Genomic DNA, 16,485 nt, shown 5'->3' with positions numbered 1-16,485 from the left:
GATGGCCACGCCCCCTCCGTCAGCTGACACTTCCAATCGCCTGGCCCGGGAGCCCTCTCCGTATCTGCGCCAACACGCACACAACCCCGTGGACTGGTTCCCCTGGGGGGAGGAGGCGCTCGCGAAGGCGAAGGCGGAGAACAAGCCCATCCTGTTGTCCGTGGGCTACTCCGCCTGTCACTGGTGCCACGTCATGGCGCACGAGTCGTTCGAGTTACCCGAGACGGCCCGGCTGATGAACGAGGGCTTCATCAACATCAAGGTGGACCGCGAGGAGCGGCCGGACCTGGACCAGATTTATCAAGGCGTGGTGCAGCTCATGGGGCAGGGCGGCGGCTGGCCGCTCACGGTGTTCCTCACGCCGGACTTGAAGCCCTTCTACGGCGGCACCTACTTCCCGCCGCAGGACCGCTACGGGCGCCCGGGCTTCCCCCGGTTGCTGATGGCGCTGCGGGACGCGTGGGAGAACAAGCAGGAGGAGGTGCAGCGGCAGTCGGCCCAGTTCGAGGAGGGGCTCGGGGAGCTGGCCACCTACGGGCTGGAGGCCGCGCCCGCCGTGCTGACGGCGGCGGACGTGGTGGGCATGGGCCAGCGCATGGCGAAGCAGGTGGACACGGTCCACGGGGGCTTCGGCGGCGCGCCCAAGTTCCCCAACCCGATGAACTTCGCGCTGCTGCTGCGCGCGTGGCGTAGAGGCGGGGGCGCGCCGTTGAAGGACGCGGTGTTCCTGACGTTGGAGCGCATGGCGTTGGGCGGCATCTATGACCAGTTGGGCGGCGGCTTCCACCGGTACTCGGTGGACGAGCGCTGGCTGGTGCCCCACTTCGAGAAGATGCTCTACGACAACGCGCAGCTCCTGCACCTCTACGCGCAGGCGCAGCAGGTGGAGCCGCGCCCGCTGTGGCGCAAGGTGGTGGAGGAGACGGTGGCCTACGTGCGCCGCGAGATGACCGACGCGGGCGGCGGCTTCTACGCGGCGCAGGACGCGGACAGCGAGGGCGAGGAGGGGAGGTTCTTCGTCTGGCGCCCGGAGGAGGTCCGCGCGGCCTTGCCGGAAGCGCAGGCGGAACTGGTGCTGCGTCACTTCGGAATCAAGCCCGGCGGCAACTTCGAGCATGGCGCGACGGTGCTGGAGGTGGTGGTGCCCGTGTCGGAGCTGGCGCGGGAGCGCGGCGTCTCCGAAGACGCCGTGGAGCGCGAGCTGGCCACGGCGAAGCAGGCGCTCTTCGACGCGCGGGAGCGGCGGGTGAAGCCGGGCCGGGACGACAAGCTGCTGTCGGGATGGAACGGGCTCATGATTCGCGGCCTCGCGTTGGCCTCGCGTGTCTTCGGCCGGCCGGAGTGGGCGCAGTGGGCGGCGGACGCCGCGGACTTCGTGCTGGAGAAGGCGTGGGACGGGACGCGGCTGGCGCGCTCGTACCAGGAGGGACAGGCGCGCATCGACGGCTTCCTGGAGGACTACGGTGACCTGGCCTCGGGCCTCACCGCGCTCTACCAGGCGACCTTCGACGTGAAGTACCTGGAGGCGGCGGACGCGCTGGTGCGCCGGGCCGTGGACCTCTTCTGGGACGCGGAGAAGGCGGCGTACCTCACCGCGCCCCGGGGACAGAAGGACCTGGTGGTGGCGACGTATGGCCTCTTCGACAACGCCTCCCCGTCCGGCGCCTCCACGCTGACGGAGGCGCAGGTGGAGCTGGCGGCGCTCACGGCTGACAAGCAGCACCTGGAGTTGCCGGAGCGCTACGTGGCGCGGATGCACGACGGGCTCGTGCGCAACACCATGGGCTATGGCTACCTGGGCCTGGCGGCGGATGCGCTGCTGGAGGGCGCGGCGTCCGTCACCGTCGCGGGCGCGTCCGACGACGTGGCGCCGCTGCGGGCCGCCATGGACCGTGCCTTCGCGCCCACGGTGGCGCTGGCCTGGAAGGCGCCAGGGCAGCCCGTGCCCGCGTTGCTACAAGGGACTTTCGAAGGACGTGAGCCCGTGAAGGGACGGGCCGCAGCCTACCTGTGCCGGGGCTTCGTCTGCGAGCTGCCCGTCACCGCGCCGGACGTGCTGACCCAGCGGTTGGCGGCGCTCACCGGCCCCTGAGCAGGGGCCGGCGCGGCCTGCGTCACTTGACGGCCGTCACCTTCAGCGCGCCGATGAGCGGCGTGATTTCGGCGTTGCCTTCCTTGCCGAAGGCGAAGTGCGTGGCGTCCGCCACCACCTGGTTGAAGGTGGGGTCCAGCTGGGTCCACTCGCCCACGAAGGCCTCCACCCATTCGTGCCAGTAGAGGGCGGGCACGCCGTCCTGGTTCACCATGTAGATGACGCCGTCCACGCGCCGGGCGGGCACGCCCGCCGCGCGCAGCAGCGCCACGGACAGGAGCGAGTGCTCCGTGCAGTCGCCCTTCTTCTGGCTCAGCACGTCCGTGGCCCGGTCCGCGCTGGCGCCGTAGTCCTTCTCCAGGTTGGAGTACACCCAGGTGTTCACCTTCTGGGCGATGCGGTACGCGTCCTTCTCCGTCCCCACGAGCTGCTTCGCCAACTCGCGGATGGCCGGCGCGTCGCTCTCCACCATGAGCGTGGACTTGAGGTTCTCCCCGCCCTCCGGGTCCGTCAGCGGCAGGGGCTTGCGCGTCTTGGGCGCGACGGCGGACAGCGTCACCTCCACGCTGCCATCCGGCTGCGGCTTGAACTGCTGGCGGTACGTCTGCTCCTGGAACTTCGCGGGCAGGCCCTGCACCACCAGCGTGACGTGGCCGGGCACGGTGCGCGCGGACTCGGGCAGCGGCTTGGGCAGCACCACGCGGGTGAGGCCGAAGACTTCCACCAGGTCCAGCCGCTTGGCGACGGCCTCCGTCTCCTTCCGGGCCTGCATCGTCGTGCCGTAGTCCACCAGCACCATCTCCCCGCGCTGGGTGAGGTACGAAACGACGGGAACCTTCTCCTTCTCCGACACGGTGACGGCCTTGCCCAGCTTCACCTGCACGCCGTTGATGGTCCGCTGCTCCTCGGGCTCCACGGTGGTGGAGAGGCCGTAGGACTCCAGGTCCATTCCATCCAACGAGAAGCCCGCCACCTTCGCCTTGCGCAGCAGCGCCACGCGCGGCGGGTCGGCGTCCTCCACCCGCTCCTTCGTCGGCGGCAGCTTGGGCAGCGTCTCATCCGGGCGGCCCGGGCGCTTGCGCACCACCTGGAAGCCGTCCGCGGTGGCCGAGCCCTCCAGCGTCTGCGTGCCGCCATCACCCGTCTGCTTCACGATGAAGGACAGCAGGCGCCCACCGGGCTTCGCCTCGTAGATGCGCTCCTCGTCATGCATGCGCTCCGACACGCGCGAGCCCACCATGGCCTTGAAGACGAGCCGGTTGGTCGTCTTCACCCGCGCGGGCTGGCCCGGCAGGACTTCCAGGTCGGTGAAGAGCCAGCCGACCTTCTTGTCCATGAGGTACAGGCCGAAGTACTCGCCGCCCTTGGGCCGGGCGGCCTTCACCACGTCGGAGACGGGGGCCTGTGTGGCAGTGGCCTTGGCCGCCGGGGCGGGCGCCCTCGCGAGCGCGGACGGTGCGCCCACCAGCAGGGCACACAGGGGCACGAGGGCCAGCAAGGTCGGTCGGTGCGTGCGAGTCATCGTGCCCCTTCTAACGAGGGAAGGGGCCGTTGTCTTCACCCGCCCGGCCTGGCGGCGTGGGGATTACAGCCGCTTGGTGAGGATGATGAGGTCGTCCCCCACCTTGTAGAAGTCCCGGATGCGGGCCTCCTCGCCGTACTTCATGGAGGCGTAGAAGCCGCGCGTGGGGCCGTAGGCCTCGGTGGCGCTCGTCTCCACGCGGATGAGGCGCCCGTTGCGGCGGCGCAGGTCGCCCTCCATGGCGGACACCAGCGCGGCTCCCACGCCCTGACCGCGAACTTCCGGTGCGGACGCAATCCAGTACAGGTCGTAGGTGTCCTCCGTCATCGGCGTGGGGCCGTAGCAGATGTAGCCCACGAGCTCGCCGTCGCGGTCCGCGACGATGATGGCGTAGTCCGTGTTTCCCGGCGTGAGCGTGGTGTTCGCCAGCTCGATGGCGACCTCAACCTCCTGCGGCGAGAAGGTTTCGATCTTTCGAATCAGGGCGGCGATTGGCGCCCGATCCTTTTCTTCGATGGGACGGATGTCCATGTGCTCTCTCGAGCGCGACCTCCACGAGCCGGGACGCCAGGGCCGGATAGTCCATTCCGGCGGCCAGGGCGGCCTTGGCGAACCCCGCGCTCGGGTGAAGGTCGCAGTTGGGGTTGATGTCGATGACGTAGGGCACGCCCTCCGGGGATACCCGGAGGTCGACCCGTCCATAGTCCTGACAGTCCAGTGCTGCAAAGGCTTCCAGCGCAACCTGCACGCAACGGGACTCCAGGTTCGCGTCCAGCCGGCACAATCCGCTGGTGGTGTCCCGGTACTCCGCCGACGCCGCCTCCCACTTGGCGTTGTAGGAGACGATGTTGGGTCTGTCCTCGAACGTACGACCGAAGACGATTTCCGTCAGGGGCAGCGCCTGGCGCGGCCGGTTGCCGAGCAGCGGCACATAGATTTCCCGCCCGGGGATGAACTGCTCCACCAGGGCCGGCTGATGAAACTCACGGAGCACCGCGTCACAGGCGCGGACCAGCGCGGCGCGCTCGTGCACCACGGACTCCGACGTTACGCCCATGCTGGCGTCTTCCCGCGCGGGCTTGACGATGAGCGGCCAGGGCAGGTCCACCGCGAGTGCATCCTCCAGGCGCTCCACCACGTGGAAGGGCGGCGTGGGCACGCCGCGCGCGGTGAGGACCTCCTTGGCCTTGGGCTTGTGCAGCGCCAGGCCCAGGGACAGCGCGCTCGAGCCTGTGTAGGCCAGCCCCAGCACGTCCAGCAGGCAGGGGACGGCCATCTCGCCCCGACTGTCGGCCGCCAACGACTCGCAGAGGTTGACGACCAGGTCCGGCTGGCACCGGCGCAGGGTGTCCATGAAGTCGAGCCGGTCGCCTTCGATGGCGAGCGGTTCGGCCAGGGTGTCGCCCCGGTTGAGGGCGTCCGCCATGGAGGAGACGACACGGACCACATCCTCCCGGGCCTCCCGCCCAGGGTCGTCCTCAAGGAGGTCGTGGTCGCGGTTGTGCAGCAGGATGATGTGCATTCGGTGGTGCGGGAGGGTTACCACGTCCCCTGCCTCCATCACAGTCCGCACGTGAGGCCGGCTGCCCCCCGGAAAGGTTCGCGGTACGTTTGATGACCTCCCGAGGGGGTATCCAGGAGTATGGAAAGGGAATCATGCGCATCCGTGACCCCATCCACGGCACCATCCCGGTCAGCGACCCCGAGAAGGCCGTCATCGACAGCCGGCACTACCAGCGGCTGCGGTATGTCCGACAGCTTGGCTTCGGGGACCTGGCCTTTCCCGGGGCCACGCACACGCGCCACATCCATTCCTTGGGCGCCATGCATGTCGCCTCGCGCGTGTTCGGCGCGGTGGCCGCCCGCTCGTCGCTGCCGGAGGACGTGCGGGAGCGCTTCTGCGCGGCGGTGCGTCTGGCGGTCCTCTGCCATGACCTGGGGCACATGCCGCTGTCGCATGCCTCGGAGCGCATCGCCCCGAAGCGCTCGCTCCTGCGCCTGCCATCCTGGCTGGACGGCACCGCGGAGGGCGAGCTGGCCACGCACGAGGACTACACGGCGAAAATCCTCCTCGACAGCTCGCTGACGCCCATCATCGAGAAGCACTTCGGCGGCATGGGGATTACGCCCATGGCGGCGGTGGCGCTGGTGTCGGGAGCGAAGCCGCCGAAGGACCCGGGCTTCACGCACCAGGGCGTGGACTGGACGCCGCTGCTACGCGCCATCGTCTCCGGTGAGCTGGACGCGGACCGCATGGACTACCTGCTGCGCGACTCCTTCTACACAGGCGTCAACTATGGCCGGTACGACATGGATTGGATTGTCAGCAACCTCAATCCCGCCGTGAAGGACGGGCGGGCCTACCTCGCCCTCAGCCGGGCGGCGGCCTTCGCCTTCGAGGACTTCCTCCTCAGCCGCTACCACATGTTCGTGTCGGTGTACCTGCACCACACCTCCGTGAACTTCGACTACATGCTGCGGCGCTATTACGAGGAGTCGCCCGGCGAGTTCGAGATTCCTTCGGATCCGGAAGAGTTCCTGCTCTGTGACGATTCGGCGCTCTGGTACACGCTGCGCCGCTCCAAGAATCCATGGGCCCAGCGCATCAGCCAGCGGCAGGGCTACAAGCTGCTGGCGCAGTTCACGGAGCGGGACACGGGCTACGACCTGGACGTGCTGCGCAGCGCGCTGGTGTCCCACAAGTTCGACCACTACGTCGTCGAGTCCCAGAACGTGCTCAGCAAGTACACCTCCGGGCCGTCTGGCCGAGGGCCGAGCCTGTTCATCATCGACGCCTCCACCGGCCGGCTGACCGAGGTGGCGCGCTACACGCCGCTGTATCAGCGCTACAGTGGCGCGGTGCGGCTCGTCCGGCTGTACGTCCGCCCAGACCAGGCGGACAAGGCACATGCGTTGATGGGCCGGGTCCTCGGCCAGGCGGTGGAGTCATGAGCGAGCGTCTTCCCGGCCTGGGCCTGGGCCTGGACCTGCTGACCCACAGGCCGGTGGAGGCCCGCCCTTCTTCCGTGGCGCTGCTGTACCGGCGCGCGGGGGAGGGCGTGGAGGTCTTCTGGGTGAAGCGCGGCAAGGCGCTTCGCTTCGCGGGCGGCTTCTACGCCTTTCCCGGCGGCAAGCTGGACGCGGCCGACGCGGACGTGCCGGTGGCGGGCGCCAGTGGAGAGGAGGCGGCGCTGCGCTCGGCCGCGGCGCGCGAGCTCTTCGAGGAGACGGGCGTGCTGGTGGCCCACGGCGCCGAGGCGCTGTCCGCCGCGAAGGTGGCGTCGCTGCGCAAGGCGCTCCTGGACGAGACGCTGGGGTGGGGCGCTCTGTTGAGGGCGGAGGGGTTGTCGCTGAACGCGGATGACTTCCGGGCCGCGGGCCGGTGGGTGACGCCGCCGGCGCTGCCCGTGCGCTTCGATACACGCTTCTACCTGGTGGAGATGCCCGCCCACGCGCGCGCGGAGTGGTGGCCTGGAGAGCTCACGGAGGGCGCCTGGGTGACGCCCGCGGATGCCCTGGCTCGGTGGGGAGACGGTACTGCGCTGCTGCACCCGCCCGCGGTGCATGCCTTCCAGGTGCTGGGCTCCTTCACGGATGCGTCCGACGTCCTGGCGCGCCTGGCGTCGCCTCCGTTCTGCCCGGGTTACGTCTCGCAGCGCATCGAGTTCCAGCAGGGCGTGCGCGTGGTGGCGCTGGAGACGCCCACGCTGCCGCCGGCCGCGCATACCAACGCGTATGTGCTGGGCAACGGCGAGCTGCTCATCGTGGACCCGGGCGCCGCGGACGTGAAGCAGTACGCGAAGCTGCTGTCGCTGGTGTCGGGCCTGAAGGCGGAGGGGCTGCGGCCCGTGGCGGTGGTGCTCACCCACCATCACGGTGACCACGTGGGCGGCGCGCGCGCGGTGAAGGAGCGCTTGGGCATCCCGCTGTGGTGCCACGCGCGTACGGCGGACCGCCTGGACTTCCCCGTGGAGCGGCTGCTGGAGGACGGTGACGTGCTGGAGCTGGCGGGCGCGGTGCCGCAGCGCTGGCGCGTGCTGCACACGCCGGGGCATGCACAGGGGCACGTGTGCCTCGTGGATGAGCGCAGCCGCTCGGCGGTGGTGGGGGACATGGTGGCCGGCGTGGGGACCATCGTCATCGACCCGCCGGAGGGGCACATGCGGGACTACCTGACGCAGCTCGCGCGGCTGCGGGACTGGCCCGTGAGCACGCTGTACCCGGCGCATGGCTCACCGATTCCGGACGGGCCCGCGAAGCTCCAGGAGTACCTGGACCACCGGGCGGCGCGGGAGGCGCTCATCCTCCAGTCCGTGACACCCAACGGCGCCACGCTGGCGCAGGTGGTGTCCCAGGCCTACGCGGACACGCCGCCGCTGCTGCATCCCCTCGCGGAGCGCAGCGCGCTGGCCACCCTGGAGAAGCTGGTGGAGGAAGGCCTCGTGCGTGAGGAGTCGCTCCAGTACTTCCGCGCCTAGAATCGGCCGGCGAGCCCCAGCGCCCCGCCTCCCGGGGCCAGGCTCACCGTGGGCACCATCACCACGGGGCGCTGCTGCTGGCGTCGCCGCTCGTAGGCGCCATGGGACAGCTCGAACGCGAGGATGGACGTCGCCACGGGCACGGCGAAGGTGGCGGCGAGGACCGCCCAGGACGCTTCGTCCGACAGCGCCACGACGACCAATGGCGCGGCCGTTCCCACCAGTCCGCCCAGCAGCGTGGGCAGCAATCCGCCGCGTGCATCCATCAGCGAGCCTCCCAGGTACACGCCTGACGCCGCGCCGAGCCCCATTCCAATCGAAGCGCTGATGAGGCTGAGGTTCCTCCCGGAGCGGCACTCGCTGTAGCCGCAGGACACCCGGTCCGACACGAGGACGCCTCCGAGGAAGGTCACCGCGAGGCCCGAGGCGCCAATCAGCGCGCCGCCCACCGTTTCACCCACCAGGCGCGCGCCCAGCGGGAACGGCGCATCCTGGGACGGATGCCTCCGGGGAGAGGCCGGTGATGGACGGCCCACCGAGGGCCGCTGCTGCGTGGCCGTCACGGGCTCTGACATCCGCGGCGCCTCATCCGTTGGCTGGGCGAGCGCGAGGGCGGGCAGCAGGAGCGTCAGCAGGAAGGGGCGGTTCGGATGGGAGAGCATGGGCGCTGGTGCTCGTAGTGAGAGCACGGCGCGGGCACGGATGCCATCGCCTCCCTGATGGGTTTCGCGCTGAACGGACGGTGCGCCGCCGGCGCGTCTCAGGAGGACTGCTCCGCGGGGCGGGGGCGAGGTCCGTGGGGCGCTGTTCGGAAATGTCGGGACTTTGGAGCAGCGAAATGTCCCGACATTTCCGAACAGCGAGCTCCCGAGGTGCGCCGATGCCCCGGGGTGATTCGCCTCAGAATCAGAAGCTCCCGGCGAGGCCCAGGCGAGGCCCGCGTTCGCCCATCCCGGCGACGGGGACCACCTGGAACGTGCTGGGGGCCTTGCGCGTGAGCGCGGGGCGCTCTTCCCCCGGCGATGACAGCTCGTAGCCCGCCACGGCGCCCACCACGGGGAGCAGCAGCAGGAACACCGCGCCGCCGGGTTCGTTGTCTCCGATGCCCAGCAGGGCGGAGCCGAGCAACGTGCCGCCCCAGCCGATGAGGCTGCCGCCCGCGGTGGCGAGGAAGGTGCCCCGGCCGCCCATGAGCTTTCCACCCAGCCATGTCCCGGCCGGGATTCCCACCACGACCCCCGTCAATCCACCGACGCCCGCGACGATGCTGCACTCGTCGCAGCCCACCGTGGACGCACCGACGAAGAAGCCCGTGATGAGGCCCACGGAGCCCGCGATGATGCCGCCACCGGCGCCACCCAGGAACTCCACCGCCACCCGTGGCACGGGGTCCGTGGCGCGGGCGCGGGCCTTGCCAGGAAGGGCCTGTTCATTGACGGAGGTCGTGCCCTCCGTCTCCTGGCTCGTGCGGGAGTCGTCCCCGGCGTCTTCGTCGCGGCGCGTCGGCGCGTCCCAGCCGCCCGGGGCTGGAACCAGGGGAGGCGGCGTCAGCTCGGAGGCGGGTGCCCGGGCGGGCTCGCTCGCGGGGGGCTCCTGCGCCCAAGCGGCGTTTGGGCCCGAGAGGACCAGCATGGCCAACCCGATGGAGTGGGCTCGTGAAACCTTCACCTGGGACACGCTACCGCAACGACGGGCGCGCGTCGCCCTAACCAGCGGAGGCCTCGGAAACAGGCTGGGGGCGGCCCTTGCGGCGCAGCAGCACGATGGCCAGCGGGATGCCGCCCAGCAGGAGCTGGGGGACGAGCGAGAGCGCGTCCGGATAGATGCCCAGCATGTCCACGGTGATGAAGGGCACGGGCGCGAGCGGCAGCGCGCCGACTTCCTGCAGCGAGTGCAGGCCCTTGCCCAGCAGCATCACGGCGGTGAGGACCAGGATGACGGTGGACGCGTTGAAGAGCGTCTTCATCGGCAGGCGGTAACCCAGCCGGTTGATGAAGAGGACCATCACCACCATGGCCACCGCGCCCGCGAGCGCGCCCCAGGCCACGCCCTGTGGCGAGTCCAGCGCGAGCCCCTGAAGGAAGATGGCCGTCTCGAAGCTCTCACGCAGCACGGCGGTGAAGGCGATGAGGAACAGGCCCAGCATGCTGCCTCGGCCCAGCGCGCCCTGCATCTTCTCGCGCAGCTCGCCCATGAACTGGCTGATGTTGGAGCGGGCGTTGAGCCACAGCGCCGCGTACACCAGCATGCCCACCGCCGCGAGCGCGGCGATGGCCTCCATCCACTCGCGCTGGGCGCCGGCCAGCAGGTGGCGGCCGAGCACGTAGGACAGCGCGCCGACGATGAGCGCGGAAATCCACCCGAAGTGCACCACGCGGGCGTGCTCGGTGGCCTTCATCTTCCGCAGCGCGGCCAGCAGCGCCGCGACGATGATGGTCGCTTCGAAGCCCTCGCGCAGCAGGATGAGTAGCGTCAGCCACATCGTGGACAGCAGGCTCGCGGTGGTGCCCGAGTCACGCCGCGCCTGGTCCAGCAGGGCCAGCAGCTCCCGGCCCTCGTCCTGGAGGTGCGGGCTGCCGCGCTCCGCCGCCATGCGGGCCTTGAGGAAGCCCTGCTCGATTTTCAGCGTCAGCGCCGCGTCGCGCGCGCTGAGCTTGGGTTCCACCGGCTCCACGCCGTTGAGGTAGCCGTCCAGCAGGGCCGCCTTCGCGCCGGCGATGTCACCCGCGGCGCCCAGGCGCATGGCCTGCTGCACGTTCTCCCGGGCGGCGAGCAGCGAGCGCTCCTCGTCCGCGTCCAGCATCTTCCGGCGCAGACAGGCGAGGTTCTCCTGGCCGAACTCCTTCACCAGGTCCGCGTCGGTGGCGTTGGCCAGCCGCTCCAGGGAGACGCGCGGCGGCGTGCCCTCGCACTGGGGCAGGCGCATGGTGAAGACGTAGAAGGCCAGCGACCAGCGCTCCTCCTCGGACAGGGTGGGGTAGGCCGGCATCGCGGTGCCGGGCACGCCGAAGCTGGTGGTGTTGAAGGCCTTGTACGGCGTGAGGCCTTCCATCAGCTCCGCGTCCTGGAAGTTGGCGGGCGCCGGCTCCATGTTGGCGGCGATTGCCACGTTCGCGCTGCCGTCGGCGCCATGGCACGCGGCGCAGTTGGTGGCGAACAGCGACTGGCCCAGCGCCAGGTCCGGCGGGCGGCGTGGGCTGCGGGCCAGGCCTCCGGCCGTGACGAGGTTCTCCACCAGCTCACCGCAGTCGCGGCTGACGCCGTCAGGGTCCTCGCCCTTGTCCACGCGGGCCTGGATGTCCTGCACGCGAGGCAGGAAGGCCGCTGCCGCGGGGCCCAGGCCACGCGCCGCGTCCACCGCCTCCGCCGCGAAGCTCTTCTGCTCCGCCAGCTCGAACGCGGACTGCGACTCGATGGCGAGCGGATAGTCCGCCTCCAGGTACTGGAGGATGCCGATGAGCCGGTGCCACGTGCGTTCCTCGGAGGCGCCGTCGTCCGCGCGGGACGCGATAGGCAAGGCAAGCAGGAGGAACAGCAGCAGCGAGGCGGCGCGAGTCATGCCACCCCTCTACCAGTGGGGTGGTGGCCTTTCAATCTTGCGAAGCAACTTCAAAATCTGCCGGACTCAGGTCGCGCCTACGCCAGCGCTGCCCGTGGGGCCAATCGTCTCGACGACCTGGAGCGAGCCCACGCGGAGTGAATCCACCTGCCAGTCATCACCCCGCAGCTTGCCAATGGTCAGGGCTCGGATGGCCAGGGTGCCGATGCTGAGCGCGCCGATGGCGAGCGCTCCCAGCGCGGTGGCCCCAACGGCCAGGGCGGGCAGGGCACGAGACCGGGGCCGCAGCCGGTGACGCAGCAAGGGAGCAAGCCGGAGGCTGGCCACGAGCGCGGCCACGTTGGAGGCCGTGAGCACGGCGGCGCTGGAGAGGGCCGCGGTCCGCCACGGCACGTCGATGGGACGAGAGAGGAGGGTGGTCTGCATCCCGTGGAAGTGTGCATGGCGTCAGGAGGTGCCACGCGGCGGGATGGGAGGCCCCCGGCCGGATGGATGGCCGGGCGCCTCGTGCTTCACCTTCGCGCTAGTTCTCGATGATGATTTCGCAGTACTGCGGGTAGCGGTCGCACGGGTAGCAGGTGCCACCGGGGCCGCCCACGCAGACCTCGTTGGCGGCACACCGGCCCTGCAAATCACACAGGCGCAGCTCCTGCTCGGCGCTGCCCGTTTCGTCCACGGGAGCCTCCTCCACGGGGCCGCCACAGGCCATCATCACCACCGCCGCAACCAATCCAAGTCCTCGCATCCACGTCGTGTGCATCCGGAACTCCTCGGGACTGACGGGTGAGGTCTGGATTGTGCGCTTAACGTTTGAAGGAAGGAATGTGGGCGCGCGCCCTCGCCCGGGCATGCATGTAGACGCCGCCGGTCAGCGCTCGTAGGTGAGGAAGGTGTGGGGGGGCTCGGCGTCGGGATGTGCTTGCTCTTGGACGCATGTCCAACCCGACAGGTCCACGTCGGGGAACCAGGTGTCGCCAGGGAAGTCCCGGGCGATGCGCGTGAGGTAGATGCGCTGCACGCGGTCCATCGTCTGGGCGTAGAGGTCCGCGCCTCCGGCGATGAAGACCTCCGAGTCGCCGCTGGCCTTTGCCAGGGAGAGCGCTTCGTCCACGGAGTGCGCCACCTGGACGCCCGGGGGCGCGAAGTCACGCTGGCGGGTGACGACGATGAAGGTGCGGCCCGGCAGCGGGCGGCCGATGGACTCGTACGTCTTGCGCCCCATCACCAGGGTGTGGCCCATGGTGATGCGCTTGAAGCGGGCGAGGTCCGCGGGCAGCCGCCACGGGAGCTGGTTGCCCGCGCCGATGACACGGTTCGCCGCCATGGCGACGATGGCGGACAGCTTCATACGGCCACGGGCGCCTTGATGGCGGGGTGCGGGTCGTAGCCTTCGAGCGTGAAGTCCTCGTACTTGAAGGCGAAGAGGTCCGTCACCTCGGGGTTGATGCGCATGCGAGGCAGGGGGCGCGGTTCGCGCGACAGCTGCGTCTTCGCCTGCTCCACGTGGTTCAGGTACAGGTGCGCGTCGCCCACGGTGTGGATGAACTCGTGCGCCTGCAGGCCCGTCACCTGCGCCACCATCATCGTCAGCAGCGAGTACGAAGCGATGTTGAAGGGCAGCCCCAGGAAGAGGTCCGCGCTGCGCTGATAGAGCTGGCAGGACAGCCGCCCGTTGGCCACGTAGAACTGGAAGAGGACGTGGCAGGGCGGCAGCTTCATGGAAGGCAGGTCCGCCACGTTCCACGCGCTGATGATGTGGCGGCGCGAGTCGGGGTTCTTCTTCAGCCCCTCCACCAGCGCCTTCATCTGGTCGATGTGCTCGCCGTTGGGCGCCGTCCACGAGCGCCACTGGTGCCCGTACACGGGGCCGAGGCTGCCGTCGGCGTTGGCCCACTCGTCCCAGATGGTGACGCCCTGGGCCTGGAGCGTGTGCACGTTGGTATCCCCCGCGAGCATCCACAGCAACTCATGGAGGATGGACTTCGTGTGCACCTTCTTCGTGGTGAGGAGCGGGAAGCCTTGCGTGAGGTCGAACCGGAGCTGGGGCCCGAAGACGCTGAGCGTCCCCGTGCCGGTACGGTCGCCCTTCTTCACCCCATGGTGCAGGACGTGGTCGAGCAGGGACAGATAGGGCTGCATGGGGCCCATGTAACTGAGCCGGTGTCCGACTCAAAGCGCTAAGCAGGGGCACCGCTCAGGGTAAAACTGGTAGGGCCTCCCACACGTGTGTCGCAGGTTTGCGGCTTCTCATGGACGCCAGTCGCCACGCACCGTTAGAAGCCGGGGCATGAAAATCTACACGAAGAGCGGTGATGCCGGAGAGACCGGTCTGTTCGGTGGCGGACGCGTCGCGAAGGACGACGTTCGTGTGGACGCGTATGGGGAGGTGGACGAGCTGAACGCGACCATCGGCCTGGTGCGGAGCTTCGAGGGGCCCACGGACGTGGACGCGCTGCTCCACCGGCTCCAGGACCAGCTCTTCACGGTGGGCGCGGTGCTGGCCACGCCCGAGGGGACCAAGGCCTCGGCGCACATCCCCGAGCTGAAGGCTGAGTGGGCGGAAGACATGGAGCGCGCCATCGACGGCTTCGAGGCGGAGCTGCCGCCGATGACCCACTTCATCCTGCCCGGCGGCACGCAGGCCGCGAGCGCGCTGCACCTGGCGCGCACCGTCTGCCGCCGCGCCGAGCGCCGCACGGTGCCGCTGCTGCGTGAAGGGAAGATTCCGAAGGCGGTGGTCGTCTATCTCAACAGGCTCTCCGACCTGCTCTTCGTCCTGGCGCGTGTGGTCAACCACCGTGCGAGCGTGGAAGACGTGAAGTGGATTCCGGCGAAGCCCTCCAAGTAGCCGGACCCGCCCCGTGAACGTGCTGCCCACCACCCATCTGCGTGACCTCGCCAGCTCAGTTGGCTTCGACCTGGTGGGGTTCGCGCGCGCCGAGCCCATCCCGCCCGACTTCCTGATGTCCTGGGTGGCCGCGGGCTACGCGGCGGACATGGACTGGATGGGTGAGCGAGCCGCCGAGCGGCTGGACGTCTCGCTCCTGCTGCCGGGCGCGAAGACGGTCATCTCCTTCGCGAACAACTACTGGCGCGACGACGCGGAGACGGTGGATTCCCCCATCGCGCGCTATGCCCGGGGGCGCGACTACCACTCCACGCTGCGCGACCGGATGAAGGCGTTCCGCAAGGCGCTCAACGTGATGTACCCGGGGCTGGGCAGCTACGGCGGCGTGGACAGCGGCCCGCTGATGGAGAAGGTGTGGGCGGCGCGCGCGGGGCTCGGCTACGTGGGGAAGAATGGCTGCTTCATCACCGAGCCCTATGGTTCGTGGGTGCTGCTGGCCACGCTCGTGGTGGACGCCGAGGTCGACGACTACGGCAACGGCCCGGCGGCGGACCGGTGCGGCGCGTGCCGCCGCTGCCTCATGTCCTGTCCCACGGGGGCGCTGGTGGGCAACGGCCGCGTGGATGCGCGCGCATGCCTGTCCTACCAGACCATCGAGAACCGCGAGCAGCAGGTGCCGGAGGCGTTCCGGTTCAAGTTCGACAACCTGATTTTCGGCTGCGACATCTGCCAGCAGGTGTGTCCGCTGAACCGTCGGCCGGTGTTCGCGGAGCACCCGCGCTTCGCGCCCCGGGCGGTGGCGGAGTTGGGCGTGCGCGAGCTCGCGGGGCTCACACCGGAACAGTATGAGCACCTAATACCTGGCACGGCGCTGGCGCGCGCACGCTACGACGGGCTGCGCCGCAACGCCGTGTATGCGTTGGGTGTGGCGAAGCAGGCGGACGCGAAATCGTTGCTGGAAAAGCTCAGCGGTGATTCGAGCGAATTGGTACGTACCGCCGCGCAATGGGCGCTCCTTCAGCTCGACCCCTGACGTCCACCTCTCCGCAGTCATTGGGCCCTGTCTACGCCGGGCTCATCCTCCAGGTCCTCATCAGCGCGGGGACGTACCTGGCGGGCAAGCGCGCGATGTCGGAGTTGGCGCCGCTCACGGTGGTGTTGTGGCGTTTCGTATTGAGTGGCTCGGTGTTCATGTTGTTGCTGTGTTTCCTGCCCGGGCCCCGGCTGCCGCCGCGCAACGAGTGGGGGCGGGTGCTGATGCTGGGCCTGCTGGCGGGGCCGGTGAACCAGGTGTTCTTCTTCTATGGCCTGTCCCAGTCGACGGCGGCGCACGCGGCGCTGCTGTACGCGCTGACGCCGCTGGGCGTGTACCTGCTCAGCCTGGGACGGGGCCATGAGCGGGCCTCGGTCCGGGCGATGGGCGGCATCGTCACGGCGTTCGCGGGCGTGGTGGTGTTGCTGTTGGGGCGCGGGCTGGCGGATGCGAGCGGCTCGTTGATGGGAGACCTGCTCATCCTGGGCGCGGTGATGTCGTGGGTGGTGTACACGACGGAGGGCAAGCCGTTCGTCGCCATCCACGGACCCATTCGCGCGACGTCGTGGAGCATGGTGGCCTCCACGTTGATGATGATGCTGATGGCGCCGTTCTTCGCGAAGCCGGAGGCGGTGCTCGCGGCCAGCTCCGCGGCTCGGAACTCCATCGTCTACCTGGGCCTGCTCACGTCCGTGGTGGCGTACCTGCTCTGGTATTTCGCGCTGTCGAGGGTGCCGGCGTCGAAGGTGGCCGTGTTCTCCAACTTCCAGCCCGCGGCGACCGCGCTGGCCGCCTGGGCCATCCTGGACGAGGCGCTGCACTGGGAGATTGCGGTGGGCGGCGTGCTCGTGCTCCTCGGCGTGCGACTGACACAGGCGGCGCACGTCCGGCCGCCCGCCGTGGCACCGGCCGTGCCAGAGCGGCCTCCCGCCTCATCGAGCGTCGGATAGCCG

Annotated in this window: 16 protein-coding genes; 6 read left to right on the top strand and 10 right to left on the bottom strand. The window is 69.7% G+C overall.

The genetic code is table 11. The features are described 5' to 3' along the window. Position 1 precedes the first annotated feature (1 nt). A complete protein-coding gene (locus tag HNV26_RS06215; protein ID WP_171440966.1) occupies positions 2-2,092 on the top strand; it encodes a thioredoxin domain-containing protein in 2,091 nt (696 codons plus the stop codon). Positions 2,093-2,114: 22 nt separating this feature from the next. Here HNV26_RS06215 and HNV26_RS06210 read toward each other — a convergent pair whose 3' ends face one another. From HNV26_RS06210 to HNV26_RS06200, 3 genes are all read right to left on the bottom strand, one after another. Beyond that, positions 2,115-3,614: a transglutaminase-like domain-containing protein gene (locus HNV26_RS06210; protein ID WP_171440965.1), complete on the bottom strand. Its 1,500-nt coding sequence runs from the start codon at positions 3,612-3,614 to the stop codon at positions 2,115-2,117. Between the two features lie 63 nt (positions 3,615-3,677). Continuing rightward, positions 3,678-4,145 (bottom strand): GNAT family N-acetyltransferase, encoded by a 468-nt coding sequence (locus HNV26_RS06205; protein ID WP_011555903.1) that lies wholly within the window; start codon positions 4,143-4,145, stop codon positions 3,678-3,680. Further along, complete coding sequence (locus HNV26_RS06200) at positions 4,057-5,136, bottom strand: D-alanine--D-alanine ligase family protein (protein ID WP_171440973.1); 1,080 nt, start codon at positions 5,134-5,136, stop codon at positions 4,057-4,059. The genes HNV26_RS06205 and HNV26_RS06200 overlap by 89 nt, the downstream gene beginning before the upstream one ends. A 134-nt stretch (positions 5,137-5,270) precedes the next feature. Between HNV26_RS06200 and HNV26_RS06195 the strand changes: the two genes are divergently transcribed. Next, entirely contained in the window at positions 5,271-6,566 is a 1,296-nt protein-coding gene (locus tag HNV26_RS06195; protein WP_171440964.1) for an HD domain-containing protein, read from the top strand. After that, positions 6,563-8,092 carry an MBL fold metallo-hydrolase gene (locus tag HNV26_RS06190; protein WP_171440963.1) on the top strand — a complete coding sequence of 510 codons (1,530 nt, stop codon included), beginning with the start codon at positions 6,563-6,565 and terminating at the stop codon, positions 8,090-8,092. Before HNV26_RS06195 ends, HNV26_RS06190 begins: the two co-directional genes overlap by 4 nt. Here HNV26_RS06190 and HNV26_RS06185 read toward each other — a convergent pair. From HNV26_RS06185 to HNV26_RS06155, 7 genes are all read right to left on the bottom strand, one after another. Next, on the bottom strand, positions 8,089-8,754 hold the full coding sequence (locus HNV26_RS06185; protein WP_216611848.1) for a hypothetical protein: 666 nt from the start codon (positions 8,752-8,754) through the stop codon (positions 8,089-8,091). The genes HNV26_RS06190 and HNV26_RS06185 overlap by 4 nt on opposite strands. A gap of 244 nt (positions 8,755-8,998) precedes the next feature. Beyond that, a complete protein-coding gene (locus HNV26_RS06180; RefSeq protein WP_366816768.1) occupies positions 8,999-9,760 on the bottom strand; it encodes a GlsB/YeaQ/YmgE family stress response membrane protein in 762 nt (253 codons plus the stop codon). A gap of 37 nt (positions 9,761-9,797) precedes the next feature. Then, a complete protein-coding gene (locus HNV26_RS06175) occupies positions 9,798-11,651 on the bottom strand; it encodes a cytochrome c/FTR1 family iron permease (RefSeq protein WP_171440960.1) in 1,854 nt (617 codons plus the stop codon). Positions 11,652-11,717: 66 nt separating this feature from the next. Then, positions 11,718-12,077, bottom strand: coding sequence for a hypothetical protein (locus tag HNV26_RS06170; protein WP_171440959.1), 360 nt, complete (start codon positions 12,075-12,077; stop codon positions 11,718-11,720). A 97-nt stretch (positions 12,078-12,174) separates the two neighbouring features. Beyond that, on the bottom strand, positions 12,175-12,411 hold the full coding sequence (locus HNV26_RS06165; RefSeq protein WP_171440958.1) for a hypothetical protein: 237 nt from the start codon (positions 12,409-12,411) through the stop codon (positions 12,175-12,177). 108 nt (positions 12,412-12,519) lie between these two features. After that, positions 12,520-12,999: a dihydrofolate reductase gene (locus HNV26_RS06160; RefSeq protein WP_171440957.1), complete on the bottom strand. Its 480-nt coding sequence runs from the start codon at positions 12,997-12,999 to the stop codon at positions 12,520-12,522. Next, on the bottom strand, positions 12,996-13,790 hold the full coding sequence (locus HNV26_RS06155) for a thymidylate synthase (RefSeq protein WP_171440956.1): 795 nt from the start codon (positions 13,788-13,790) through the stop codon (positions 12,996-12,998). Before HNV26_RS06155 ends, HNV26_RS06160 begins: the two co-directional genes overlap by 4 nt. Before the next feature lie 148 nt (positions 13,791-13,938). Between HNV26_RS06155 and HNV26_RS06150 the strand changes: the two genes are divergently transcribed. From HNV26_RS06150 to HNV26_RS06140, 3 genes are read left to right on the top strand one after another with little or no spacing between them, the layout of a single operon-like run. Then, entirely contained in the window at positions 13,939-14,499 is a 561-nt protein-coding gene (locus HNV26_RS06150; protein ID WP_140866419.1) for a cob(I)yrinic acid a,c-diamide adenosyltransferase, read from the top strand. Between the two features lie 13 nt (positions 14,500-14,512). Beyond that, on the top strand, positions 14,513-15,532 hold the full coding sequence (gene queG, locus HNV26_RS06145; RefSeq protein ID WP_171440955.1) for a tRNA epoxyqueuosine(34) reductase QueG: 1,020 nt from the start codon (positions 14,513-14,515) through the stop codon (positions 15,530-15,532). Beyond that, a complete protein-coding gene (locus tag HNV26_RS06140) occupies positions 15,505-16,482 on the top strand; it encodes a DMT family transporter (RefSeq protein WP_171440954.1) in 978 nt (325 codons plus the stop codon). The genes queG and HNV26_RS06140 overlap by 28 nt, the downstream gene beginning before the upstream one ends. The last annotated feature ends 3 nt before the right edge of the window (positions 16,483-16,485 follow it).

Source organism: Myxococcus xanthus (assembly GCF_013116825.1).
Lineage (GTDB): Bacteria > Myxococcota > Myxococcia > Myxococcales > Myxococcaceae > Myxococcus > Myxococcus xanthus_B.
Note: the sequence above shows the minus strand (reverse complement) of the source record. Positions and strands in the feature narration are given on the sequence as shown.